Genomic DNA, 24,312 nt, shown 5'->3' with positions numbered 1-24,312 from the left:
GACACGACAGACACGACAGACACGTCATCGAGGAATCACGCACCATGGAAAATTTCGGCATTCACCTGGAGCCGCTGCGCGCCATCCTCTACCAGGTCGGCGCCTTCATTCCGCGCCTCCTGATCGGGCTGGTGGTCGTCGTTGCCGGCTGGCTCGTCGCCAAGGCGGCGCGCTTCGCGGTCACCAAGGCGCTGCGCGCCATCAACTTCAACGTGCTCACCGAGCGCGCCGGGCTGGACAACTTCCTTCGCCAGGGCGGCCTGGCCGGCGACACGAGCAGCCTGTTCGGCATCCTCACCTACTGGCTGGTGATCCTGGCCTCGCTGCTCATCGCTTTCAACGGCATGGGGCTGAGCTATATCGCCGACCTCCTGGGCCGCATCGTCTGGTTCGTGCCCAACGTGTTCGTGGCGCTGCTGGTGCTGGCCTTCGGCTCCTATTTCGCGCGCTTCGTGGGCGAGGCGGTGGCCAGCTACTTCCGCGGCGTGAAGGTGCATGACGCGGTGCTCTTCGGCAAGGTCGCCCAGTACGCGGTGATGGCCTTCGTGATCCTGATCGCGCTCGACCAGATCAAGGTCGGGGGCGACATCGTGCGCGAGAGTTTCCTCGTGATCCTCGCGGGCGTGGTTTTTGCGTTGGCCCTGGCATTCGGTCTCGCCGGCAAGGACTGGGCGAAGGCGCAGATCGAGCGCTGGTGGCCCCGGCAGATCAAGGACAGCAAGGCGCCGACGCCCGGGATCGCGCCGGTCGGCACCCCCACGCGGTTCGACAACGACCGGCCGCCGCGCTGACGAACGATGAACAAATGACTGAACGAACGACTGCACGAACGACCGAAACACCGACATCCTGAATGACACGAAAAACCAATCCGACGATCACCGCCGTCTGGCCCGGACGGCCTTATCCGCGAGGCGCCACCTGGGACGGGGAGGGCGTGAACTTCGCCCTGTTTTCGCAGCACGCCACCAAGGTCGAGCTGTGCCTGTTCGACGAGCGCGGCCGCCATGAGCTGCAGCGCATTCCGCTGCGCGAGCGCACCGACGGCGTGTGGCACTGTTACCTGCCCGAGGCGCGCCCGGGCCTGGCCTACGGCTACCGTGTGCACGGCCCCTACAAGCCCGAGGAGGGCCACCGCTTCAACGCCCACAAGCTGCTGCTCGACCCGTATGCCAAGGACCTGGTGGGCGACCTGCGCTGGGGCGATGCGCTCTACGGCTACACGGTCGGCAGCAAGCGCGAAGACCTCTCCTTCGACCGCCGCGACAGCGCGCCGCTGATGCCCAAGGGCCGCGTGCTGGAGACCGCCTTCACCTGGGGCGACGACCGCCGCCCGTCGGTGCCGTGGCAGGACATGGTGATCTACGAGATGCACGTGCGTGGCTTCACCATGACGCACCCGGACGTGCCGACCGAACTGCGCGGCACCTACGCCGGCCTGGGCTGCGCGCCCGTGGTCGATTACCTCAAGCGCCTGGGCGTGACCACGGTCGAGCTGCTGCCGGTGCACAGCTTCCTGAACGACCGTCATCTGGCCGAGAAGGGCCTGCAGAACTACTGGGGCTACAACACCTTCGGCTACTTCGCCCCCGAGATGCGCTACAGCGCCTCGGGCAAGGTGAAGGAGTTCAAGACCATGGTCAAGACGCTGCACTCCGCGGGCATCGAGGTGATCCTGGACGTGGTCTACAACCACACCTGCGAAGGCAACCAGCTCGGGCCGACGCTGTCGATGCGCGGGGTGGACAACGCCTCGTACTACATCATCAATTCGGACAACCGGCGCTACTACGACGACTTCACCGGCTGCGGCAACACGGTGAACCTGGAGCATCCGCATGCGCTGCAGCTGGTGATGGACTCGCTGCGCTACTGGGCCGAGGAGATGCATGTGGACGGCTTCCGCTTCGACCTGGCCTCGGCGCTCGCGCGCGAATCGGGCAAGGTCGAGAACCTCGGCGGCTTCTTCGATGCGATCCGGCAGGACCCGACGCTCAACAAGGTGAAGCTCATCGCCGAGCCCTGGGACCTGGGCCACGGCGGCTACCAGGTGGGCAACTTCCCGCTCGGCTGGGCCGAGTGGAACGACCAGTACCGCGACGGCCTGCGCGGCTTCTGGAAGGGCGACGGCGGGCTCATCGGCGAAGTGGCCAAGCGCGTCACCGGCTCCGAAGACCTGTACGGCTGGTCGGGCAAGCGGCCCAGCGCCAGCATCAACTTCATCACCGCGCACGACGGCTTCACGCTGCACGACCTGGTCTCGTACAACGACAAGCACAACGAGGCCAACGGCGAGGACAACCGCGACGGCAACAGCCACAACGTGTCGTGGAACTGCGGCGTCGAGGGGCCGACCGACGACCCCGAGGTGGTGACGCTGCGCGAACGCCAGAAGCGCAACCTGCTCGCCACGCTGCTGCTGTCGCAGGGCGTGCCGATGCTGCTCGCTGGCGACGAGCGCGGCCACACGCAGCAGGGCAACAACAACGTCTACTGCCAGGACAACGCGCTCGGCTGGCTCGACTGGACGCCCACGCCCGAGCGCCTCGCGCTCTCGACCTTCGTGGAGCGCGTGATCGCGCTTCGCCGCGCGCATCCCTCGTTCCGGCGCCGCACCTTCTTCGCGGGAAAGCCGGCCGAAGGCGAGACCGTGACGGACGTCTACTGGCTCAAGCCCGACGGCCAGGAGATGCGCCCCGAGGACTGGAACGACGCCAACGCCCGCTGCATCGCGATGTACATCCCCGGCGGCGGCATCGCCGACCGCGGACCGCGCGGCGAGGTGCAGCACGACGACGATTTCCTGGTGCTCATGAACGCCCACCACGACGAGATCGCCTTCACGCTGCCGCCGATGCCGCATGGCGCCTGGCGCCTGCTGGTGGACACCGCAAGCAATTCACCGCCGCCCACCACAGAGGACGCCGCGTCGCTTGCGCCCGCCTGGGGCGAGCCGACCTATCCGCTGCAATGCCGCTCGCTCGTGGTGATGAGCCGGCCGGACGTTCGGCCATGAGCGGTGATCTGTCTTTCTCCCTCCCCTCCCGGGGGAGGGCCGGGGTGGGGGCATGCGGCCTCCAACGCCGCGCGGCAACAAAGGCCGCGTGCCCCCATCCCAACCTTCCCCCGGAAGGGGAAGGAGCAACACCATGAACGCACCGCCAATGAGCAACCGAGTACATCGCATGCCCTTCGGCGCCACCTCGCAAACGGGCGCCGTGGACTTCGCGCTCTGGGCGCCCTCCATGGAAGCCGTCGTGCTGGAGCACACCCCAGCGGGCGGCCAGCCTTCGTCGCTCCCGATGACGCGCGATGCGCAAGGCTGGCACCGCCTGACCGTGCCGGGCGCGGGCCATGGCGACAGCTATGCCTACCGCCTGCCCGACGGCACCCGCGTGCCCGACCCGGCCTCGCGCTTCAACCCCGACGACGTGCACGGCCCGAGCGTGGTGACGGACCCCGAACACTTCGCATGGACCGACGACGCCTGGCGCGGCCGGCCGTGGGAAGAGGCGGTGGTCTACGAGCTGCACATCGGCACCTTCACCGAGGAAGGCAGTTTCAACGCCGCGCGCGAGCGCCTGGGCGACCTGGCCGAGCTCGGCATCACCGCCATCGAGCTCATGCCGCTCGCGGACTTTCCGGGGCGGCGCAACTGGGGCTACGACGGCGTGCTGCATTTCGCGCCCGATGCTTCGTACGGCACGCCCGACGAACTCAAGGCGCTGGTGGACACCGCCCATTCGCTCGGGTTGATGGTGCTGGTGGACGTGGTCTACAACCACTTCGGGCCGGAGGGCAACTACCTGCACGCCTACTGCCCCGAGTTCTTCAACCCGGGGCACCAGACGCCCTGGGGCGCGGCGATCAACTTCGACGGCCCGGGTTCGCGCACGGTGCGCGACTTCTTCATCCACAACGCGCTCTACTGGATCGAGGAGTTCCGCTTCGACGGCATGCGCATGGATGCGATCCACGCCATCCACGACGAGACCAGGCCGCACATCGTGCGCGAGATCCGCGAGGCGATCGACGCCGGCCCGGCGCGCGAACGCCATGTGCACCTGGTGCTGGAGAACGAGACCAACCAGGCCTCGATGCTGGTGCGCGACGGCCGCGGCCTGCCCATGGCCGGCACCGCGCAATGGAACGACGACCTGCACCACGCGGTGCATGTGTTCGCCACCGGCGAGCGCGACGGCTACTACGCCGACTATGCCGACGACCCCGTGGGGCGCTTCGCGCTCGCGCTGGCGGAGGGCTTCATCTACCAGGGGCAGCCGTCGGCCTTCCGCCACGGCGAGCGGCGCGGCGAGCCGAGCACCGAGCTGCCGCCGCAGGCCTTCGTGTCGTTCCTGCAGACGCACGACCAGGTCGGCAACCGCGCGTTCGGCGAGCGCATCCATGCGCTGGGCGATCCGGTGCTGGTGCGGGCGGCGATGGCCTGCCTGCTGCTGTCGCCGCATGTGCCGATGCTGTTCATGGGCGACGAGTTCGCGGCCTCCACGCCGTTCCAGTATTTCTGCGACTTCGGGCCCGAGCTGGCAACGGCCGTGTCCGAAGGCCGGCGCTCCGAGTTCGGCGGGTTCGCGGCCTTCAAGGACGAAGCCGCCCGCGCGCGCATTCCGGACCCGAATGCCGAAGCGACCTTTCTCGCCTCGAAGCTGCGCTGGCGCGAGCGCGGCACGCGCGCGCATTTTTCGCAGCTCAGCGAAGTGCAGCAGCTGCTCTCGCTGCGCCACAGCCGCATCGTTCCGCACCTTGCGGGCATGGCCGGCGCGGGCAGGTACGAGTGCGAGAACGACACGCTCCGCGTCCAATGGGACCTGGGGCCCCCGGCCGATGGAGCGCCGCCGCTGCGGCTGCACATGCTGGCCCACTTCGGGGCGCGGCCGGCGCAAGGCGTCGAGATGCCGCCCGGCGAGCCGATCTACAGCGATGGCGCGAGCCCTGTGCCCGGCCATGAAGGCGCGCAGCAACTGGCGCGCGGCGCGGTGCACGTGACGCTGGAGGCCGTGCATGCTGGATGAGTCAAGACAGGAGCCGGTCAGCGGTGACCTCGGGTGGCTTTGCGAGCACTTCGGCATTGCCACCGGGTATTTCGATGCGTTCGGCGGGCGGCGCGAAGCCTCCGTGCAGAGCCTGGTCGCGCTGCTGGCCGAGTTCGGCGTGCGCTTGGGCGACCCCGCCGATGCGGGCCGTGTGCTCGAAGACGCGCGCCGCGCGCGCTGGGCAGAGGCGCTGCCGCCGGTGCAAGTGGTGCAGGCTGGCAGTCCTGCGTGGACGGTGGCGCTGCGCTTGCCGGCCTCCACAGGGCGCCTGCGCTGGCGACTGAGCGACGAGCAGGGGCGCGAAGTGGAAGGCGAGGGCGATGTCGAAACAGCGCCCGAAGCCGGCCGCACCCACATCGACGGCGTTTCGTTCAGCGAACGCGTCCTCCGGGTGCCGCTGGCGCGCCAGGCCGGCTATCACCGCCTGCGCATCGAAGGCCTGCGCGGCGAGACCCTCGTGCTGGCAACGCCCGGCCGCTGCTACCGGCCGCCGGCCGTGCGCGACGGCGGGCGGGTCTGGGGCACGGCGGTGCAGCTGTACAGCCTGCGCTCGCCGCGGAACTGGGGCATCGGCGATTTCAGCGATCTCGAAGACCTCGCGGTGCGCATGGCGGCGCAGGGCGCCGACATCATCGGCCTGAACCCGCTGCATGCGCTGTTCGCGAGCACGCCGTCGAACGCGAGCCCGTACAGCCCGTCATCCCGCCAGCAGCTGAACGTGCTCTACATCGACGTGGAAGCGGTCGACGGCTTTGCGGACTGCGCGCCGGCCCGCGAGCGAGTGCATTCGCCGGACTTCCAGGCGCGGCTCGCCGCATTGCGCGCAACGCCGCTGGTCGACTACGCCGGCGTGGCCGCGGCGAAATTCGAAGTGCTCGGCTTGCTGTTCGCCGACTTCTGCGCGCGGCATCTGCCCACCGAGGGCGCGCCGAGCGAGGCGGGCAGGGCGTTCCTGGCCTTCGTGGCGGAGCGCGGCGAGGCGCTGCGCCAGCACGCGCTGTTCGAAACCCTGCAGGCGCACTTCCTCGCGACCGAGGGCGGTGCTGCGGGAGCCTGGGACTGGCACGCCTGGCCGGCCGCCTGCCGCGATCCGTACTCCGCCGAGGTGACCGCCTTCGCGGTGGCGCATGCGCAGCGCGTGCAGTTCCACCAGTACCTCCAGTGGCTGGCCCACCGCCAGTTGATGCGCGCTGCGGCGCGCTGCGAGGCGCTGGGCATGGGCGTGGGCCTCTACGTGGACCTGGCCGTGTCGGTCGATCGCGCCGGCTCCGACACCTGGGGGGCGCAGCAGGTGTTTGCCGAAGGCGCCAGCGTCGGCGCGCCGCCCGACGAGTTCAACCCCGCCGGCCAGGGCTGGGGCCTGCCGCCGCTGCGGCCGGACCGCCTGCGCGCCGACGGCTACCGCTTCTTCATCGAGACACTGCGCGCCGGCATGCGCGGCGCGGGTGCGCTGCGCATCGACCACGTGATGGGGCTGATGCGCCTGTTCTGGATTCCGGAGGGCCGCAGCGCACGCGAGGGCGCGTATGTCTACTACCCGCTCGACGAGATGCTGGCGATCGTGGCGATCGAGAGCCACCGGCACCGCTGCATGGTCGTGGGCGAAGACCTCGGAACGGTCGAGGATGCGGTGCGCGATGCGCTGGCGAAGGCCGACGTGCTGTCGTACCGGCTGCTGTATTTCGAGAAGGGGCACGACGGGCGTTTCAGCCCGCCCGACAGCTATCCGCAGGCCGCGCTGGTCGCGATCAGCACGCACGACCTTGCGACCTTCGCGGGCTGGTGGACGGCAGAGGACCTGCGGGGCCGGCTCGCGCTGGACCTGTTCCCCGACCTCGCGGTCTTCGACAAGCAGCTGATGGACCGGGCGCAGGAACGCATCGAGCTGATGCAGGCCCTGCAGCAGGCCGGACTGGTGTCGCGCGAGGAGGTTGCCGAGGCGGCCGGGCTCGCGCTGCCGTCCGTGCGCATCGTGGAGGCGGCGCACGCTTTCCTGGCGGCCGCGCCCTCGGCGCTGATGATGGTGCAGCTGGAGGACGTGGCCGGCGTGGTGCCGCAAGCCAACCTGCCGGGCACGGTGGACGAGCACCCGAACTGGCGGCGCAAGCTGCCCGAGCCGGTGGCGGCCCTGGCCGCGGGCGAGCGCATGCGGGCGCTGGGCGAGGCCCTGCGTGCGGCCCGGCCGCGCCGGATCGAGCTGGCCGAAGGGAGTGCATCGCCGGACCTGCAGACCCGCGTGCCGCGCGCCACCTACCGGCTGCAGTTCCACAAGGACTTCGGCTTCGACGACGCGATCCGCGTGCTGCCCTACCTCGCGAAGCTCGGCGTGAGCCATGTGTACTGCTCGCCGATCCAGCGGGCGCGCCCGGGCAGCATGCACGGCTACGACGTGGTGGCGCATGCCGAAGTGAACCCCGAGCTCGGCGGCGAGGAGGGCTTCGCGCGCTTCGTCGCGGCGCTGAAGGCCAACGGCCTCGGCCAGTTGCTGGACATGGTGCCCAACCACATGGGCGTGTTCGGCGCCGACAACGCCTGGTGGATGGACGTGCTGGAGAATGGCCCCGCGTCGCTCTTCGCGCAGCACTTCGACATCGACTGGCATCCGCTCAACGTCGAACTGACCGGCAAGGTGCTGCTGCCCGTGCTGGGCGTGCATTACGGCGAGGCGCTGGACAACGGCGAGCTGGTGCTGCGCTTCGAGGACGCCACCGGGAGCTTCGCCGTCGGCTACTACGACCACCGGTTTCCGCTCGCGCCCGAGAGCTATCCGGTCGTGCTGGAGCGGGCGCTCGCGCGGCTCGGCGACGCGGCGGCGGCGGCGCGGCTCGCGAGCCTTTCGACCGCGTTTGGGCACTTGCCGCCGCGAGAAACGAGCGATCCGCAGGCGCAAGCGGAGCGTGTGCGCGACAAGGAGCTGCTCAAGGCCCGGCTCGCGCGGCTTGCACAGCGCCATCCCGCTGTCGCGCAGGCGCTCGTGGCCTCGGTGGCGGAACTGAACCTCGCCTCGCCCGAGGCCCGCGATGCGCTGCACCGGCTCATCGAGCTGCAGGCCTACCGGCTCGCGCACTGGCGGGTGGCGGCGGACGAAATCAATTACCGGCGCTTCTTCGACATCAACGACCTCGCGGCGGTGCGCATGGAGCGCGACGAGGTGTTCGAGGCCACGCAGTCGTTCGCGCTGGACCTGGCGGCCTCGGGCGTCGTGGACGGGCTGCGCATCGACCATCCCGACGGGCTGTACGACCCGGCCGACTATTTCCGCAAGCTCCAGGAAGGCTACGCACGCCGCGCCGGCCTGGTGCTGCCTACGCACGATGCACAGGGCCGGCCCGCCCGGCCGCTGTATGTGGTCGCGGAGAAGATCGCGGGCGGCCATGAGGAAGTGCCGGAAAGCTGGCATGTGCACGGCACCACCGGCTACCGCTTCGCGAACGTGGCCAACGGGGTGCTGGTCGACACCGCCGCCGAGGCGGGCGTGGTGCACGCATGGCAGCGCTTCACGGGCGAGATGGAGGACTTCGTCTCGGTCTGCCGTGCCGGCCGGCGCGAGGTGATGCGCAATGCGCTCTCGTCGGAACTGAACGTGCTGTCCACCGAGCTGCTGCGCATCGCGCGGGCCGATCGCAGCACGCGCGACTACACGCTCAATGCGCTGCGCCGCGCGTTGGCCGATGTCGCCGCGTGCATGTCGGTGTACCGGACCTACATCGTCGAGGCGCCCTCGGCGCAGGACATCCACTTCATCGACGAGGCCGTCGACGAAGCCGCGCGCCAGAGCGGCGATGCCGACCGCTCGATCTTCGATTTCGTGCGCAGCGCACTGCGCGGCGAGGCCGTTGCCTCGGCGCCGGCCGGGCTCGGCGAAAGGGTGCGCCGCTTCGCGGTGCGCTTCCAGCAGTTCAGCGCGCCGGTGGCGGCCAAGGGCGTGGAAGACACGGCGTTCTACCGCTACTTTCCGCTCAGCTCGCTCAACGAGGTGGGCGGCGAGCCGGACCAGTTCGGCATCGAGGTCGAGGCCTTCCATGCGCTGAGCGCCGACCGCGCGCTGCGCTGGCCGCACACGATGCTGGCGACCTCGACGCACGACAACAAGCGCTCCGAAGACGTGCGCAACCGCATCGACGTGCTCTCCGAGATGCCCGACGAATGGGTGAGGGCGCTGACCCGATGGCACGCCCTGTGCCGTGGCGCGCGCAAGAAGCTTGCGACCGGCGAGGCGCCCTCGCGCACCGACGAGTACCTGCTCTACCAGACGCTGCTCGGCAGCCTGCCCCTGGGCGGGCTCGATGCCGGCACCGCGCCGGCCTTCAGCGACCGCATCTGGCAGTACATGCAGAAGGCCGCGCGCGAGGCCAAGCTGCGCACGCGCTGGTCGCATCCCGATGCCGACTACGAAGCCGCGCTCGAGGGCTTCGTGCGCGAGCTGCTGGCGGACCCGAAGCAGGACGCCTGCCTGCCCGACATCCAGCGGCTGGCCGACCGGCTCGCCTGGTTCGGCGCCTGGAACAGCCTCACGCTCACGCTTCTGAAGTACGGCTCGCCCGGCGTGCCGGATCTCTACCAAGGCAGCGAGCTCGTCGAACTGAGCCTGGTCGATCCGGACAACCGCCGGCCGGTGGACTACGCGCTGCGCCAGGGGCATCTCGATGCGCTGCAGGCGATGGCCAGTGCGCAGGACCTCGCGGCGCGCGTGCACGCGCTGGCCGCCTCGCCGCACGACGGCCGCGCGAAGCTCTGGCTCATCTGGCGGCTGCTGTCGCTGCGGCGCGCGCACCCTGCGCTGTTCCGCGAAGGCAGCTACGAGCCGCTCGTGGTCGAAGGACCGATGCAGCGGCACGTGGTGGCGTTTGCGCGCCGGCACGGGGACCAGGTGCTGGTGATTCTTGCGGGACGGCTGTTCGTGGGCCTCGCGGCGCACGGTGCGGACGACGATGCCACGCCATCCCTGCCGGATGCGGCCCGCTGGAACGGCACGACGGTGCGCCTGCCCGAAGGGCTTGGTGCGGCGGCGCTCGACAACCTGCTGACCGGCGAATCGGTGGCCGCCGATGCAGGCACCGTGCGCCTGTCCGAGGCCTTGCGCCACATGCCGTGGGCGGCACTGGCCGTGGGCACCGCGTGATTCCTACATCGAGCCGCGCATTCCACCGACCTGCCGCAATGGGCGAGTCTCTAGCTTTGGATTCGTCGGGCATCCGCCCGGCGCAACCCCAAGGAGACTCCCCATGAACCGCACTTCCAGCTTGATTGCAGCCCTCGCGCTCGGCACGGCCGGCATCGCATTCGCACAAGGCAATCCGCCCACCACCACCCCGCCGAATCCCGCCACCGCGGCGGGCCAGCAAAACCCCTCGGGCGGCCCGATGGGCACCACCGGCACCACGCCGCAGAACACCTCGCCATCGGGCTCCACCGCCGCACCCATGGCGCAGGGTTCGCAAGGCACGAGCAGCAGCGGCAGCAGCAGCTCGACCATGGCCACCGAGCCGGCTCCCATGCGCCAGGCCCGTGCAGACCGCAACTGACGGCATGCAGCACTGCCCGCAACCTCGGGTGAGCATCGCGGGCCTGGGGTCCGCGGTGCTCGCGGCCTGCGTTCTTGCAGCGGCCTCGACCGCAGCCGCGGCCGCAGAGTCCGACGCGTCGAGGCTCGCGAAAGCGGCCGTTGCCTCGGGCGACAACCAGGGCGGGGCCTTCGCCGTGGTCGACAAGAAAAAGGCCCGCGTCTTCGTCTTCGATGCCGCCGGCCGGCCCTTGGGCGATGCGCCAGTGCTGCTCGGCCTGGCGCACGGCGACGACTCCGTGCCCGGCATCGGCGAACGCAAGATGTCCGAGATCAGGCCCGACGAACGCACCACGCCCGCGGGCCGCTTTGCGAGCGAGCCTGGCCGCAACCTGCAGGGCGAAGACATCGTGTGGATCGACTACGACGCCGCCGTCTCCATGCACCGCGTGCGCGCGAACAACAAGGCCGAGCGGCGCCTCCAGCGGCTGGCCACGCCCGGCGTGGACGACAACCGCATCTCGTACGGCTGCATCAATGTGCCGGCGAGCTTCTATGACACCCACATCCGGCCCGCGCTCGGGCAGCGCAAGGGCGTGGTCTACGTGCTCCCGGAGTCCGGGCCGATGCAGGCCCGTTTCAGCTTCGTGGCGCAGGAATAGCGGCCGGCAGTTCAGGCCGCCCCAACAGGCGCAGGAGCAGGCCCTCGAGATGCTGCGCATCGACCGGCTTGGTCAGGTGCGCGTAGAACCCGGCGGCCATGCTCGCGTCCCGGTCGGAAGCCTGGCCATAGCCCGTGACGGCAACCAGCGGCGGCGGATGCGCCACTTCGCGCCGGACCCGCTGCGCCACCTCGACGCCGCTGAAGCCCGGCAGTCCGATGTCCAGCAGCACGAGGTCGGGCTGCTCGACCTTGATCGCCTCCAGCGCCGAAGGTCCGTCACTCGCCGTGCGGGTCGCGTAGCCCAGGCTCTGGACCAGGAGGCACATCGTCTCTGCCGCATCGAGGTTGTCGTCGACCACCAGGACCATCTTTCGCGTCTCGGCGGCATCGGCCTTTTTCTTCTCCAGCGGTGCCGCGGCGCGGGGCAGGCGGATGACGAATTCGGCGCCATCGCCCGGCGTGCCCTTGCTGAACGCGCTGACCTCGCCGCCGTGCAGCGTCACCAGCTGCTGCACGAGCGTCAGGCCCAGCCCAAGCCCGCCCTGCGGCCGCGAGATCTCCTGCTCCCCCTGTGCGAACAGCGTGAAGATGTGCGGCAGGGAAGGGGGCGCGATGCCCGGGCCGTTGTCGCGCACGCTGATCTCGGCGCTGCCGCCGACCTCCCGCAGCGCCACCTCGATGCGGCCGCCTTCGGGCGTGAACTTGATGGCGTTGCTCAGCAGGTTGCAGACCACCTGGATCATGCGGGCGCGATCGCCGGTGATCCACGGCTCGTGGCCCGTGCCGTCGAAAACCAGCGCATGGCGCCGGGCATCGGCCGAGGGCTTCACCACTTCCAGCGATTCGTCGATCACGTCGGAAAGCTTCACCGGCTTGGATTCGAGGTGGATCTTGCCGTTCGTGATGCGCCCGACATCCAGCAGGTCGTCCACCAGCCGCGTGATCTGCTTGAGCTGCCGGCCGATGATGCTGCTCATCCGCGCCAGCGTTGCCGCGTCGGCCGCGGGCCCCAGCCGCTCCATGATCGCCACCGCGTTGGAAATCGGCGTCAGCGGGTTGCGCAGCTCATGGCCGAGCATGGCCAGGAAGGTCGTGATGCGGCGGCCCTCGTCCTCGAGGGTGGAGATGCGCCGGCGCTCCGTGAGGTCGCGCGTGACCTTCGCGAACCCGCGGTGGCGGCCCGTTTCGTCGAAGAGGGCGGTGATGATCACGCTGGCCCAGAAGCGGCTGCCGTCCTTGCGCACGCGCCAGCCTTCGTCCTCGAAGCGGCCGACCTCGCGCGCGACGCGCAGTTCGGTGTCGGGGAAGCCCGTGGCGGCCACCTCGGGTGGATAGAACACCGAGAAGTGCTTGCCGATGATCTCGTTCGCCTCGTAGCCCTTGTTGGCCTTCGCGCCGGTGTTCCAGCTCACGATGTAGCCGCCGGGGTCGAGCATGAAGATCGCATAGTCCTTCACGCCATCGACGATCAGCCGGAAGCGCTCCTCGCTGGCACGCAGCAGCTCGTCCTGCTTCTGGCGGCCCGACAGGTCGCGGGTGATCTTGGAGAAGCCGCGCAGCTTGCCGTCCGGGCCGGTGAGCCGGGTGATGACCACGCTGGACCAGAAGCGCAGGCCGTCCTTGCGCAGTCGCCAGCCTTCTTCCTCGAAGCGCCCCGTCTTCGCGGCGACTTCGAGTTCATGCTGCGGCCAGTTCTTCTTGAGCAGTTCGGGGGGGTAGAAGATCGAGAAGTGGCGCCCGATCACCTCGTGGGGTTCGTAGCCCTGCAGCTGCCTTGCGCCGGGGTTCCAGCTGAGCACGATGCCGCTGGGGTCCAGGAAGAAGATCGCGTAGTCGGTGATGGATTCGATCATCAGCCGGTAGTCGGCATCGGTGATCAATCCCAGGTTCAGGGGCGCGCTCAGATCGGGGGCCGTTTCGTTGGTGTGGACTGGGGCGCTGCCATCGGCCATTTTCTCGATCTCGTCTTGGAAGCCTGGGCGGCAAGGCACCGCTGTGGCGTGAAGTTAGTGGGTTTTGCCGCGCGCAGGTGTCGGACAACGCCGCTTGGCCGCAAGGCCGGGGGCGCCACATGCATGCACCACCGTCAGCTTCGCCGGGTCTTCGGAACGTCAAGTTCGACCCAGGCGGGCGCGTGGTCGCTGGCCCCGGTGCGCCCGCGCACGTCGCGGTCCACGCCGGCACTGCGCAGCATGGGTGCGAGTTCGGCGTTCAGCATCAGGTGGTCGATGCGAAGCCCGGCATCGCGCGGATAGCGATTGCGCCAGTAGGTCCAGAAGGTGAAGGGCGCACGCTCGGGATGGCAGGCACGGATCGCATCGGTCCAGCCTTGCGCGAGCAGCTGCGCGAAGGCCGCCCGGCTTTCGGGTTGCAGCAGCGCATCTTCGCGCCACGACGCCGGGTTGTAGATGTCGGCATCGGTGGGCACGACGTTGTAGTCGCCCGCCAGCACCACCGGCATGCCGCTCGCAAAGAGCTTCTTCGCATGCTTGTTGAAGGCGTCGAACCACTGCAGCTTGTAGTCGAACTTCGGTCCGGGCTGCGGATTGCCGTTGGGCAGGTAGAGACAGCCCACCACGATGCCGTCGACGACTGCTTCGAGATAGCGGCTTTGCGTGTCCTCTTCCATGCCCGGCAGGCCGCGCCCGGTTTCGATGGGCTCGCGGCCGCGCGCAAGAATGGCCACGCCGTTCCAGGCGCGCTGCCCGTGCGCGACCACGCCGTAGCCGGCATGCCGGATGGCATCGAGCGGCAGGTTGGCGTCGGGCGACTTGAGTTCCTGCAGGCACGCCACGTCGGGCCTGGACTCCGCGAGCCATTCGAGCAGGCGATCGAGCCGGCTGTTGATGCCGTTGACGTTGAATGTGGCGATCTTCATGTCGGGCAGTGAGGATGGCGCGAGGCCAGGGGGACGGGAAGAATGATGGCGGAATCTTCCGGCCTTCGCCGGCCCGGCGCGCGTCGGACAACGCATCTTCTTGGGCGATGACAAAGCCCCGCACGATCCTGCCGATGCTGGCCAAGGTGGCCGAGCGCCTGCCCGGCGAAGGCGACTTCCTCTTCGAGCCGAAGTGGGACGGCTTTCGCGCCATCGCGTTCCACGACGAGGCCGGCGTGCGAATCCAGAGCCGCGACGAGAAGCCGCTGGACCGCTACTTTCCCGACCTGCATGCGGCATTCGCCGAATGCCTGCCCAAAGGGTGCGTGCTCGATGGCGAGATCGTCATCGCCACGCCGTCGGGCCTGGACTTCGACGCGTTGCAGCAGCGCGTGCATCCCGCCGCCTCGCGGGTCGCGCGGCTCGCTGCGGAGACGCCGGCCGCATTCGTTGCCTTCGACATCCTGCGGCTCGATGGCCGCGATTGCATGGCGCGGCCGCAGGCCGAGCGCCGCCTGTTGCTCGAAGCCCTGCTCAGCGGTGCCGAACCGCCGTTGCGCCTGACGCCGATGACCACGGACCACACCCTGGCCCAGCGCTGGCTGCAGCACTTCGAAGGCGCGGGTCTCGATGGCGTGATGGTCAAGCCGGCCGAGGGCCCGTACCAGCCCGGCAAGCGGGCGATGTTCAAGGTGAAGCACGTGCGCACGGCGGACTGCGTGGTGGCGGGCTTCCGGTGGCACAAGAGCACCGTCGAAGGCGGGCCGGACGCCATCGGCTCGCTGTTGCTCGGGCTCTACGACGATGCAGGGCTGCTGCAGCACGTCGGCATGACCTCGTCGTTCGGCATGGAGGCGCGACAGAAGCTGGCCGCGGAACTGGCGCCGCTGCGCAAGCGCGCGATGGAGGGCCACCCGTGGATGGACTGGGCCAGCGAATCGAACGACGACACGCACCGCATGCCCGGCGCCCGGAGCCGCTGGAGTTCCGGCAAGGACCTCTCGTGGGAGCCGCTGCGCACAGAGCGGGTGTGCGAGGTGAAGTACGACCACCTGCAAGGCAACCGCTTTCGGCATGGCACGACCTTCATGCGCTGGCGGCAGGACAAGCCACCGGCTGCCTGTACTTACGCGCAACTGGAGGTGGTGCCGCCGTATGAACTGGCGCGGGTGTTCGGGGCTTAGAACGCTTCCCAAGCCGAGCGCGGAACACGCGTCAGGCCATGCCGAGATTGTCGCGTGGCTCGGCGGCCGGCCGCGAGCGAAGCTCGAAGTTCCGATGCCGTCCGCGCCTTGGCTGCGCCGTGGCAACCGCGCCGGCTTGCGGCGTTGCGGCGCCCAATGCGCCCCACAGGCCGGCGAAGCGAAGGTCGGCCTCCTTGCGAAGCCTGGCGATCTGCTCGATGCGCTGGCTCGGAATCTCAAGGCATCCGCCTTGCGTGCGCTGGTGGAGTTGATGGATGGCCGTGTAGGCGGCAGTTTCCGCTGCCATCCAGGCAACGAACGCAGAAGGGGCGGGTGTTTCGGCCATCGGTTTCTTTCAAGGGTGTCTGTGCACGGCGCCACGAATCTAGTGGCCCGCTCACAGCCTCTTGTAGTCCAGCGCCGCCAAGGTGCGCCCGAATGCGCCGTCGTGTGGAAGGGATGCAAAGCGCGGCGCGGGCGCTGCCGAGTGGGGCGCCGAGCCGCCGCTCGGTGGAAGGTTGCCCGGTCCCTTCTCGGGTTCCCTGATGCCGTAGAAGAACAGCACCATGACGACGGCGACCGCGATGGCCGCCAGCAGGGTCCACATCAGACGGCGGCCGAGGGCGCCTTGCTTGCGGTGTTGTTTAGGATCCATGTCGCTCGCTCCATGCATGTCAACGAACCGCCCGGGAGGCGGCCCTGAATCTGATTCCCTGATCTGGCCCCTGGCCGAACCTTGTCCCGTCCGCCTCGGGCGTTGTCAGTCCTTGTCCTTGCCCTTGTCCGCATCGTCGGTCCCGTGCCCGCGCCTGCGGCGCTCGGCGCGGGTCCGTTCGAGCGTGGCGTGGCTGGTCTTCGCCGCGGCCTCGCAGCGCTCGTGAAGCGCGATCAGTTCCCGGTCGGTGAGCTTCTCGATGCCCATGAATTCGTTCTGCGCGTTCGAGGAGCGGATCAATTCGTCCAGCTTCGTCTGCAGCGCGACGCCATCGCGGTTCTGCGTGTTCTGAATCAGGAACACCATGAGGAAAGTGACGATGGTGGTGCCGGTGTTGATGACCAGCTGCCAGGTTTCAGAGAAGCCGAAGAAGGGCCCCGCCACCGCCCAGGCGATGACGACGGCCACGCACACCAGGAAGGTGAAGGGGCTTCCTGCAATATGCGCAATCTTGTTGGCGAACGATGCGAACAGACGGTCCATGGCTGAAATTGCTCCTGGCGCAGAAGATGTGCGCGGGCGTTCAGGCAGTGCGTCGGCCAGCGCCGCGAGAAGGACTTCATGGAGTTCCTGCGAGCGCGTCGGCGGGCTGGCCGTGGGATGCCACCGGCTATTTCCTGTACCCCAGCCGCTTCATCGGCTCGGCCAGCCCCTGGCGTTTCTTCCAGTAGCCGGCCCACGGGTCCACGGTCTGGAAGGACAGGTATTCGCGCGCTGTCCGGACGTTCCATTGCGATCCGCTCTGGATGGAGGCCAGGTCGTCCCATGCGATCGGCATCGAGACGCCCAGCCCCGGCCTCGCGCGTGCGGAGAAGGCGGCGGCCGTCGTCGCGCCATGGCCGTTGCGCAGGTAGTCCACGAACAGCTTCCCCACGCGGTTGGCCGGCCCGCTCCTGGCCACGAAGCGCGAAGGAATGGTCCGTGCCAGATGCTGGACGATGGCCTGCGAAAACCCCTTGACGGTGTCGTAGTCGTACCGCGGCGCCAGCGGCACCACCACGTGCAGGCCCTTGCCGCCGCTGGTCTTGAGCCAGGCCTGCAGGCCGATGGCTTCGAGCATCGCGCGCACCAGCGTGGCCGCTTCCTGGACCTGCTCCCAGCCCGTGCCTTCCCCGGGGTCGAGGTCGAAGATCATCCGGTCGGGCTTGTCGATGTTCCGGGCCGACGAGTTCCAGGTATGGAACTCGATCACGTTCATCTGCGCCGCGCCGGCGAGCGCCCTGGCGTTGCCGATCTCGAGCAGGGACGCATGGTTCGGCCACAGGCTTTCGGGCAGTTCGGTGATGCCGGGAATGCCGATCTTCTCGCCGTGCTTCTGGAAGAACAGCTCGCCGGTCACGCCCGTGGGGCCGCGCACCAGGGAGCAGGGGCGGCCCTTCAGGTGCGGCAGGATGAATTCGGCGATGGAGTCGTAGTAGCGCACCAGGTCCAGCTTGGTGACGCCCGTGGCGGCATCGATGACCCTGTCGCCGTGGGTCACCTTGATCGATGCGCCCGGCGCGGAGGCTGCCGCCGCCTTCCTGGTGTTTGCCGCGGACGTTGGCGCACCGACCGCCTTGGGCCGCTCTCGCACGATGACCTTCGCGGGCTTGTCGTCGCGCAGCCCGATGAAGGAGGCGTGGCGTATCTGGTCGTCGGGCGTCCATGCCGCAAAGCTCACTTCGGCCAGGAGCTGCGGTTTCACCCAGTGCTCGCTGGCCGCCCTGCGCCTGGACCACCGGCCCGGCTTCGAAGCGCCCTTCGAGAAAGGCGGGCTCGGAGCCTCGAGCGGCAACAGCTTCTGCTTGATTTCGCGCGCTTCTTCCGCATTCCAGCCCGTGCCTACGCTGCCCACCGAAGCCAGTTTTCCGGATGCATCGTGGATGCCCAGGAGCAGGCTGCCGACCTGGTCGCTCTCGTCGGTGCGGTCGGTGTATCCGCAGATGACGAACTCCTGGCGCAGCTTGCACTTGAGCTTCAGCCAGGTCTCGCTGCGGCGGGAGACGTAGGGCGCGTCGGCGCGCTTGGCGATCACGCCTTCCATCTGCATCTGGCAGGCGGAGCGCAGGAGCGAGGCCGGGTCGGCTTCGAAGTCGGCGCTGAACCTCACATGCTCGCTGGCCTTGCTGGCGAAAAACTCCTTGAGCAGTTCCCGCCGCTCCCGCAGCGGCACCTGCCGGAGGTCGTGGCCTTCGAAGAAGGGCGCATCGAACACGAAGAAGACGATGCGCTCGGCGCCCCGGCTGCGCTCGAAGGCGTTCTGCAAGGCGTTGAAATCCGGCGCGCCGCTGGGGCCCAGCACCACGATTTCCCCGTCCAGGAAGGAAGCGCGAAGGCCGAGCTTGCCGAGTTCGGCGGCCAGCGCCGGCATCTTCGCCGCCCAGTCGTGGCCGCCGCGCGTCATCAGCGCGACCTTGCCCTTGTCGAGCCGTGCCATCAGCCGATAGCCGTCGAACTTGATTTCATAGAGCCACTCGCCGACGGAGGGGACGCCCGCCGCCAAGGTCGCGAGTTGCGGCTTGATCTCGGCCGGCAGCGCCGTCTTGCGGCCGGCGCCGAGCGGCCTGGACTTCCTTGCGGGAGCAGGAACACGGGGAGGGGGCGCGGCGATCGGCTTGGCGATCACGCTGTCGGGCAGGGCGGTGACCACGTCGTAGTCGGCGTGCGCGCGCGCGTGCTCGTCCTTCTTCTTGAACAGGAGCCATGGCTCCTGCCGCTCGCCGCCCTTGGCGATATTGACCAGCTCCCACAGGCCCTGGAGCTTCTGTCCATGCAGCCGGAACACCAGCTTGCCGGCGGCCAGGCCCGCACGCGGATCGCCGACCGGCTCCCACGTGCCGTTGTCCCAGACGATGACGGTGCCCGCGCCGTACTGCTTCGGCGGGATCGTGCCTTCGAAGGAGGAATAGGAAATCGGATGGTCTTCCACGTGGATGGCCATGCGCTTTTCCTTCGGGTCGAAGCTGGGCCCCTTGGGCACTGCCCACGAGACCATCACCCCGTCGAGCTCGAGCCGGAAGTCGTAGTGCAGCCGCGATGCCGCGTGTTTCTGCACCACGAACGTGAGCGCATGCGGGCTCGGCCGGCCGCCTTCGGCCGGCTCCGCCGTCACCGCGAAGTTTCGTTTGGACTTGTAGGTCGAAAGCGCGTCGCCCTTGGCCATCGGTTCCTCTTTCCTCCAGATGCTGCAGCGAGCGAAACGGCGGTTTCAGGAGGGCGTCTCGACCTGGGACATCGCGCGTCGTCGCTCGCCTGCCGGCGCGCTCGAGTTCAACCTGGCGCGGCCGAGCGGCGTGATCCTGAGGATGATGGCAACGCGCGACCCCGGTTCGCTCCGGGCCGGCGGCAGCATGGCCTCGACGAGCTGCGCCGCATGAAGGACGGCCGCGCAATGAATGTCGGCTTCATCGCGCACCGCCAGAGGGAACGAGGCCTCTTCGATGCTGGCGAGAAAATCCATCGGCATAGGCTTCCTCCGGAAATGTGAGGGCCGAACCATCGCACCGCCGGCCGTGCGTGGCTGTCGGACGACATCGGAAAAGCAGGGCGGTGTCCCGGCTCATCCTTGCGCGGCGTCGTCCAGCCGATGGGCCAGGAAGAACCGGAGCATCTCGCGGCTGGCATCGACGCCGTCGGGCTGTGTATAGCTGCCTTGCGCGCTGCCGCCCGACCAGGCATGGCCTGCGGCGTGAAGACGCCAGTGCTCGGCATCGCCACGGGCGGCGGATGCGGGATAGAGCGTTCGCGTGAAGCGACGCCCCGACGGAGATCGACCTTCGGAGACCTCTCCCGGGGCCGCACCCGCCAGGACGGCCAGCCCGTTGCTTGCATGGACGGTCGTGTCCGCATCGCCATGAAAAACGATGGTGGGCCGCAAGGTCGCGTCCGCATCGGGACGCGCAGGCGACGCCCCGGTTTTCATGACGCTCAGCGCCGACATCATGTCGTGCGCGGCGCCGTGCGGAAGCCCCGAGTGCACGCCAATCGCGGCGTAGATATCGGGATAGCAATGGCCCAGGACGTCCGCCATCGCCCCGCCTGCCGACAGGCCGGCCACATAGACACGGCGACGATCCGCCTGCTGCTGCTCCACGACGTGCTGGGTGAGGGCGGCCAGCAAGCCCGGTTCGCCCCGGCCGCGCTGCTGGTGCTGGGACTTGAACCAGTTCCAGCATTTCTGGCCGTGGGCCCGCTGCGCCTGTTCGGGGTAGAGCACGATGGCCCCATGTTCGCGCGCGTGCTCGTTCATGCGCGTGCCCGCCGCGAAGTCCGCCGCACCCTGGGTACAACCGTGGAGCATCACGACCAGCGGTCGCGGTGCCACGGGCTGCCCGGGCACTTCCGCCGGCACGAAGAGCATGTAGTCGATGGACCGGCCCTGGTGCGCGAAGCTGCCCTTGGTCCATTGGGCGGTGGTGGCCGGTTCGCGCGGGGAGGGGGCCTCGGGCGTCACGGGTGTTTCGTGTGTGTCTGGCTCGGTCTCGATCACCCGCGTCTCGACGTCGATCACGTCTGTTTCGGCCAGCGTCGGCTTCGATGCGACAGGCGATGCCGGCGGTGGCTCGACCCCGCCGCGCAAGGCGCGCTGGATCGCGTCGGTGGCCTCGGACAGGCGACCGTTGCGCGTGAGGTGGGCAGCCTCCTTCATGAGGCCCGCGAAAAGTGGATTCATGGATGTGATGGCCCGGGTAAACGGTGGATCGGTGGGTTGGCGAGTCATCGGATGCGCCCTGCCAGCGCAGCCTTGACCTCTGGCGACGCATGAAGCGCGCCGAGCACGGTGAGCGAGTCGATGGTGGCCCGCGCGAGCGCTGCGCTGACGTCGGGCGCAATGACTGCAAGACCCAGCACGCGGATCTGGAGCGTCTGGCCCGCGGCACGCACGGCCTCCAGGTCTGCCGCCGAGAAGCTCTGGAGCCCCAGCACCAGCATCTTGCGCGACGCCGCCTGGCGCAGCACGTCGGCATGGGAGGCCAGATGCGTGCGAACAGCCGTGCGGATGAAGTCCGTGCGATTCGAATAGAAGCCCTCCGCCACGAGCAGGTCGATGTGCCCCAGATCGACGAAGCCCATGTTGACGGTGATCTTCTCGGACTCCGGGGTCTTGGCGATGACGGGTGACGGCGGGGATTTGGATGGCATGTGGCATCCTACCACCATCCATATGGATGGCGTCAGGATGGTTTTCTGCCACTGCAGAGCGAAGTGGCGCTTTTGGGCTCCCGCCCGGCTTCGCGGCCTAGCCCACCGGGAGCGTCGTTACCGAAGCACCAGCACCGGCAGCGTCGAATGCGCCAGCACGTGCTGCGTCTCGCTCCCCAGCAGCAGCCGCTTGATGCCCTTGCGCCCGTGCGATGCCATCACGATCAGGTCGCTCTTGTGCTTCCGGGCCGCCGAGATGATCGATTCCGCCACGAGGTCCGAGTTGGCTGTGGCCGTCTTGATCCGCACGCCGCTCTCCCTGGCGCGTGCGCTCACGGTGTCGAGCATCGCCTGTGCTTTCTCTGCCCACTGCTTCTCGACGCGGCCGATGTCTTCCGGCGAAAAGGTCATCGAGCCCTCGAAGTAGCTGCGCGGATAGCGCGGGATCACGTTGAGGGCCACCAGGTCGGCATCGTTCTGGGCGGCCAGCGCGATCGCGCTGGTGACGGCTTTTTTGGAGAGCGTGGAACCGTCAGTGGCGACGAGGATGCGTTTGAACATGAAGCTTCTCCTGGAAGGTGTGCGAAGAGCTTAGGCAGGCCGCGGCCCCGGACGTTGATGCAGATCAAAGGGCAGGGCGAGGGCGGCCCTTAGCCTCGCTTCGATGCAAGCTGCGCTCGCCTCGCTTTCCCCTGTTTCTTCGCAACCCTCGTCCGCACCGGCCGCCGACGAGCGCTGGCAGGTGCTCGACGATCCGGCCGAATGGCCGGAGTTCGGCCGGGCGGCCGGGGGCGATGCGGGCACCGGTCCGTGGACCTCGCAGGTCGTGGTGCAGGGCATGCATTGCGCCGCCTGTGCCCTCACCGTGGAAGCCGCGCTGTGCAAGGTGCCCGGCGTGATCGAAGCGCAGGTGAATGCGGGGAGCCAGCGGGCGCGCGTGGTGTGGTCGCCCGCGGCCACGCGGCCTTCGCGCTGGTTCGAGGCTTCGGCCGCTGCCGGCTACCCGCTGCTTCCCGCCGGCAGCCAGTTCGCGCGCGCGCAGCGGTCGCGAGATCTGCGCATGGCGCTGTGGCGCTGGCTGGTCTCGGGCTTCTGCATGATGCAGGTGATGATGTACGCCTACCCGGCCTACATCGCCCGGCCCGGCGACATGACGGCCGATGCCGCGCAGCTGCTGCGCTGGGCCTCCTGGGTGCTCACGCTGCCGGTGGTGCTGTTCTCCTGCGGTCCCTTCTTTCGCAGCGCGTGGCGCGACCTGCGCGCGGGGCGCATCGGCATGGACCTGCCGGTCGCCCTGGGCGTGCTCGTGACCTTCGCGGTCAGCAGCGCCGCCACCTTCGATGCGGGCGGGCCGCTCGGCCACGAGGTCTATTTCGACTCGCTGGCCATGTTCGTCTTCTTCCTGTTGACCGGCCGCTGGTTCGAGGCACGCCTGCGCGACCGCACCGCGGGCGCCCTCGAGGCGCTGATGAACCGGCTGCCCGACAGCATCGACCGCCTCGCACCCGATGGCAGCTGGACCCGCGTGGCCGTGCGGCGGCTCGCCGTCGGCGAAGTGGTGCGCGTGCGCCCGGGCGAGGCCTTTCCGGCCGACGGCATGGTGACGGAAGGCGACACCAGCGCCGACGAGGCCCTGCTGACCGGCGAATCCCGCCCCGTGCCGCGCCCCTGCGGCAGCCGCGTGCTGGCCGGCAGCCACAACCTCTCCGCTGTGGTGCAGGTGCGCATCGAATCGGTGGGCGAGGGCACGCGCTTCGCGCAGATCGTGCGGCTGATGGAAAGCGCCGCCTCGCGCAAGCCGCGCCTCGCGCTGCTGGCCGACCGGGTGGCGCGGCCGTTTCTCGTCGCGGTGCTCGCATCGGCGGCGCTGGCGGCGATGTTCTGGTGGCATGCCGACCCGGGCAAGGCGCTGATGGTTGCGGTGGCGGTGCTCATCGTGACCTGCCCCTGTGCGCTCTCGCTCGCGACGCCGGCCGCGATGCTCGCGAGTGCCGGCGCCCTGGCGCGCGGCGGTGTGCTGACATCGAACCTGCAGGCGCTGGAGGCGCTGGCATCGGTCGACACGGTGGTGTTCGACAAGACCGGCACGCTGACCGGCGACATTCCGCGCCTCGAGCGCGTCTATTGCCGGCAGGGCCTGCGGCCCGGCGATGCGCTCGAGATGGCCGCGGCGCTCGCGGCGCAATCGATCCATCCCGTGGCGCGGGCGCTGGTGAATGCATGGCAAGCGCAGTTCCGCGCAATGCCCGACTGGACCGTGGAACGGACCACCGAGACGGCCGGGCTTGGGCTCGAGGGTTCGATGCATCGTCCACGTGCGAGCGCTCGGACAGACAGGCGCACGCGCCTGGGCTCATCGACCTTCTGCAACGTGAAGCCGCTGGATGTCGACACGGCACAGGTCCATCTTTCCGACGACCAGGGATGGGTCGCCAGCTTCGTGCTGGCCGAAGAACTCCGCCCCGACGCCGCTGCCGCGGTGGCCGCATTGCGTGCACAGGGCCTGACGGTGCGGCTGCTCTCGGGCGACCGCGACAGCGCCGCCAAGGAGATCGGCGCGCGCGCCGGCATCGACTTCGCAGAGGGCGGCTGCACGCCCGAAGACAAGCTGGCCGTGCTCTGGCGCCTGCAGGCCGAGGGCCGCCAGATCGCGATGGTGGGCGACGGGCTCAACGACGGCCCCTCGCTGGCACGCGCGAACGCCTCGTTCGCCTTCGGCCGCTCCGTGCCGCTGTCGCGTGCGCGCGCCGATTTCGTCGTGCCGGGCGACAGGCTCGCAAGCATTCCGGAGGCCATCGCGCAGGCCCGCAAGACGCTGCGCGTGGTGCGGCAGAACCTGTTCTGGTCGGCCGGCTACAACGCGCTGTGCGTGCCGCTCGCCGTCGCGGGCTGGCTGCCGGCGTGGCTTGCGGGCCTGGGCATGGCGGCGAGCTCGCTCGTGGTGGTTCTCAACGCGGCACGGCTGGGCGTTGCCGTTGCCGGCAGCAAGGCAGGCCGCTGATGGACATCCTCTTCCTGCTCATTCCGCTGTCGGTGATGCTGGTCCTCGCCATCCTCGGCGGGCTCTGCTGGGCCATCGAGCGCGGCCAGTTCGAAGACATCGACGCCGAAGGCGACCGCATCCTGCGCGGCGATTGATTTGCATCAACCCCCGAGGGAAGGGCCGCATCGAAACTGCCCTCAACTCATTCAAGGG

19 protein-coding genes are annotated in these 24,312 nt (G+C 69.0%); 9 read left to right on the top strand and 10 right to left on the bottom strand.

The window, feature by feature from the left end; all coding sequences use genetic code 11:
* The first annotated feature begins 44 nt into the window (after positions 1-44).
* The 6 genes from M2282_RS21600 to M2282_RS21575 all read left to right on the top strand — a co-directional run bounded on the left by M2282_RS21600 (position 45) and on the right by M2282_RS21575 (position 11,216).
* Positions 45-791, top strand: a complete 747-nt coding sequence (locus tag M2282_RS21600; RefSeq protein ID WP_280810817.1) for a mechanosensitive ion channel family protein — start codon at positions 45-47, stop codon at positions 789-791.
* A 62-nt stretch (positions 792-853) separates the two neighbouring features.
* On the top strand, positions 854-3,016 hold the full coding sequence (gene glgX, locus M2282_RS21595) for a glycogen debranching protein GlgX (protein WP_280810816.1): 2,163 nt from the start codon (positions 854-856) through the stop codon (positions 3,014-3,016).
* Between the two features lie 148 nt (positions 3,017-3,164).
* Positions 3,165-5,030 carry a malto-oligosyltrehalose trehalohydrolase gene (treZ, locus tag M2282_RS21590; RefSeq protein ID WP_432422924.1) on the top strand — a complete coding sequence of 622 codons (1,866 nt, stop codon included), beginning with the start codon at positions 3,165-3,167 and terminating at the stop codon, positions 5,028-5,030.
* Entirely contained in the window at positions 5,020-10,173 is a 5,154-nt protein-coding gene (locus tag M2282_RS21585) for a malto-oligosyltrehalose synthase (RefSeq protein WP_280810814.1), read from the top strand. Before treZ ends, M2282_RS21585 begins: the two co-directional genes overlap by 11 nt.
* A gap of 103 nt (positions 10,174-10,276) precedes the next feature.
* Positions 10,277-10,576, top strand: a complete 300-nt coding sequence (locus M2282_RS21580; RefSeq protein WP_280810813.1) for a proteophosphoglycan ppg4 — start codon at positions 10,277-10,279, stop codon at positions 10,574-10,576.
* 4 nt (positions 10,577-10,580) lie between these two features.
* A complete protein-coding gene (locus M2282_RS21575) occupies positions 10,581-11,216 on the top strand; it encodes a L,D-transpeptidase (protein ID WP_432422923.1) in 636 nt (211 codons plus the stop codon).
* Here the strand turns inward: M2282_RS21575 and M2282_RS21570 are convergent.
* Both M2282_RS21570 and M2282_RS21565 read right to left on the bottom strand, forming a co-directional pair.
* Entirely contained in the window at positions 11,194-13,170 is a 1,977-nt protein-coding gene (locus M2282_RS21570) for a PAS domain-containing hybrid sensor histidine kinase/response regulator (protein WP_280810811.1), read from the bottom strand. The two genes, M2282_RS21575 and M2282_RS21570, sit on opposite strands and share 23 nt — an antisense overlap.
* Before the next feature lie 134 nt (positions 13,171-13,304).
* Positions 13,305-14,096 carry an exodeoxyribonuclease III gene (locus M2282_RS21565; RefSeq protein WP_280810810.1) on the bottom strand — a complete coding sequence of 264 codons (792 nt, stop codon included), beginning with the start codon at positions 14,094-14,096 and terminating at the stop codon, positions 13,305-13,307.
* A gap of 107 nt (positions 14,097-14,203) precedes the next feature.
* Here M2282_RS21565 and M2282_RS21560 point away from each other — a divergent pair, with 107 nt between their 5' ends.
* Positions 14,204-15,280 carry an ATP-dependent DNA ligase gene (locus tag M2282_RS21560; protein WP_280810809.1) on the top strand — a complete coding sequence of 359 codons (1,077 nt, stop codon included), beginning with the start codon at positions 14,204-14,206 and terminating at the stop codon, positions 15,278-15,280.
* 31 nt (positions 15,281-15,311) lie between these two features.
* On the opposite strand, the gene M2282_RS21555 is transcribed toward M2282_RS21560, so the two are convergent.
* From M2282_RS21555 to M2282_RS21520, 8 genes are all read right to left on the bottom strand, one after another.
* Complete coding sequence (locus tag M2282_RS21555; protein WP_280810808.1) at positions 15,312-15,626, bottom strand: hypothetical protein; 315 nt, start codon at positions 15,624-15,626, stop codon at positions 15,312-15,314.
* A gap of 51 nt (positions 15,627-15,677) precedes the next feature.
* Positions 15,678-15,935: a hypothetical protein gene (locus M2282_RS21550; RefSeq protein ID WP_280810807.1), complete on the bottom strand. Its 258-nt coding sequence runs from the start codon at positions 15,933-15,935 to the stop codon at positions 15,678-15,680.
* Between the two features lie 105 nt (positions 15,936-16,040).
* Positions 16,041-16,478 carry a low affinity iron permease family protein gene (locus M2282_RS21545; protein WP_280810806.1) on the bottom strand — a complete coding sequence of 146 codons (438 nt, stop codon included), beginning with the start codon at positions 16,476-16,478 and terminating at the stop codon, positions 16,041-16,043.
* A gap of 127 nt (positions 16,479-16,605) precedes the next feature.
* Complete coding sequence (ligD, locus tag M2282_RS21540) at positions 16,606-19,137, bottom strand: DNA ligase D (RefSeq protein WP_280810805.1); 2,532 nt, start codon at positions 19,135-19,137, stop codon at positions 16,606-16,608.
* Positions 19,138-19,182: 45 nt separating this feature from the next.
* Positions 19,183-19,434: a hypothetical protein gene (locus tag M2282_RS21535; protein WP_280810804.1), complete on the bottom strand. Its 252-nt coding sequence runs from the start codon at positions 19,432-19,434 to the stop codon at positions 19,183-19,185.
* A 99-nt stretch (positions 19,435-19,533) separates the two neighbouring features.
* On the bottom strand, positions 19,534-20,646 hold the full coding sequence (locus tag M2282_RS21530; protein WP_280810803.1) for an extracellular catalytic domain type 1 short-chain-length polyhydroxyalkanoate depolymerase: 1,113 nt from the start codon (positions 20,644-20,646) through the stop codon (positions 19,534-19,536).
* Between the two features lie 44 nt (positions 20,647-20,690).
* Positions 20,691-21,116, bottom strand: coding sequence for a CopG family transcriptional regulator (locus M2282_RS21525; RefSeq protein WP_280810802.1), 426 nt, complete (start codon positions 21,114-21,116; stop codon positions 20,691-20,693).
* Positions 21,117-21,233: 117 nt separating this feature from the next.
* Positions 21,234-21,677: a universal stress protein gene (locus M2282_RS21520; RefSeq protein ID WP_280810801.1), complete on the bottom strand. Its 444-nt coding sequence runs from the start codon at positions 21,675-21,677 to the stop codon at positions 21,234-21,236.
* 103 nt (positions 21,678-21,780) lie between these two features.
* Between M2282_RS21520 and M2282_RS21515 the strand changes: the two genes are divergently transcribed.
* Positions 21,781-24,117, top strand: a complete 2,337-nt coding sequence (locus M2282_RS21515) for a heavy metal translocating P-type ATPase (protein WP_280810800.1) — start codon at positions 21,781-21,783, stop codon at positions 24,115-24,117.
* Complete coding sequence (ccoS, locus tag M2282_RS21510) at positions 24,117-24,254, top strand: cbb3-type cytochrome oxidase assembly protein CcoS (RefSeq protein WP_280810799.1); 138 nt, start codon at positions 24,117-24,119, stop codon at positions 24,252-24,254. The genes M2282_RS21515 and ccoS overlap by 1 nt, the downstream gene beginning before the upstream one ends.
* Positions 24,255-24,312 lie beyond the last annotated feature (58 nt).

It is taken from the genome of Variovorax boronicumulans, from assembly GCF_029892485.1.
GTDB lineage: Bacteria > Pseudomonadota > Gammaproteobacteria > Burkholderiales > Burkholderiaceae_C > Variovorax > Variovorax boronicumulans_B.
This window is presented reverse-complemented; position numbering and strand designations above follow the sequence as displayed.

Excerpts from the sequence above, each read along its gene's own strand:
- M2282_RS21550 (WP_280810807.1), bottom strand. The coding sequence starts at position 15,935 with ATGGATCCTAAACAACACCGCAAGCAAGGCGCCCTCGGCCGCCGTCTG.
- M2282_RS21580 (WP_280810813.1), top strand. The coding sequence starts at position 10,277 with ATGAACCGCACTTCCAGCTTGATTGCAGCCCTCGCGCTCGGCACGGCC.
- M2282_RS21585 (WP_280810814.1), top strand. The coding sequence starts at position 5,020 with ATGCTGGATGAGTCAAGACAGGAGCCGGTCAGCGGTGACCTCGGGTGG.
- M2282_RS21565 (WP_280810810.1), bottom strand. The coding sequence starts at position 14,096 with ATGAAGATCGCCACATTCAACGTCAACGGCATCAACAGCCGGCTCGAT.
- M2282_RS21575 (WP_432422923.1), top strand. The coding sequence starts at position 10,581 with ATGCAGCACTGCCCGCAACCTCGGGTGAGCATCGCGGGCCTGGGGTCC.
- M2282_RS21570 (WP_280810811.1), bottom strand. The coding sequence starts at position 13,170 with ATGGCCGATGGCAGCGCCCCAGTCCACACCAACGAAACGGCCCCCGAT.
- glgX (WP_280810816.1), top strand. The coding sequence starts at position 854 with ATGACACGAAAAACCAATCCGACGATCACCGCCGTCTGGCCCGGACGG.
- M2282_RS21530 (WP_280810803.1), bottom strand. The coding sequence starts at position 20,646 with ATGAATCCACTTTTCGCGGGCCTCATGAAGGAGGCTGCCCACCTCACG.
- M2282_RS21545 (WP_280810806.1), bottom strand. The coding sequence starts at position 16,478 with ATGGACCGTCTGTTCGCATCGTTCGCCAACAAGATTGCGCATATTGCA.
- M2282_RS21555 (WP_280810808.1), bottom strand. The coding sequence starts at position 15,626 with ATGGCCGAAACACCCGCCCCTTCTGCGTTCGTTGCCTGGATGGCAGCG.
- M2282_RS21525 (WP_280810802.1), bottom strand. The coding sequence starts at position 21,116 with ATGCCATCCAAATCCCCGCCGTCACCCGTCATCGCCAAGACCCCGGAG.
- M2282_RS21535 (WP_280810804.1), bottom strand. The coding sequence starts at position 19,434 with ATGGATTTTCTCGCCAGCATCGAAGAGGCCTCGTTCCCTCTGGCGGTG.
- ligD (WP_280810805.1), bottom strand. The coding sequence starts at position 19,137 with ATGGCCAAGGGCGACGCGCTTTCGACCTACAAGTCCAAACGAAACTTC.
- treZ (WP_432422924.1), top strand. The coding sequence starts at position 3,165 with ATGAGCAACCGAGTACATCGCATGCCCTTCGGCGCCACCTCGCAAACG.
- ccoS (WP_280810799.1), top strand. The coding sequence starts at position 24,117 with ATGGACATCCTCTTCCTGCTCATTCCGCTGTCGGTGATGCTGGTCCTC.
- M2282_RS21560 (WP_280810809.1), top strand. The coding sequence starts at position 14,204 with ATGACAAAGCCCCGCACGATCCTGCCGATGCTGGCCAAGGTGGCCGAG.
- M2282_RS21520 (WP_280810801.1), bottom strand. The coding sequence starts at position 21,677 with ATGTTCAAACGCATCCTCGTCGCCACTGACGGTTCCACGCTCTCCAAA.
- M2282_RS21600 (WP_280810817.1), top strand. The coding sequence starts at position 45 with ATGGAAAATTTCGGCATTCACCTGGAGCCGCTGCGCGCCATCCTCTAC.
- M2282_RS21515 (WP_280810800.1), top strand. The coding sequence starts at position 21,781 with ATGCAAGCTGCGCTCGCCTCGCTTTCCCCTGTTTCTTCGCAACCCTCG.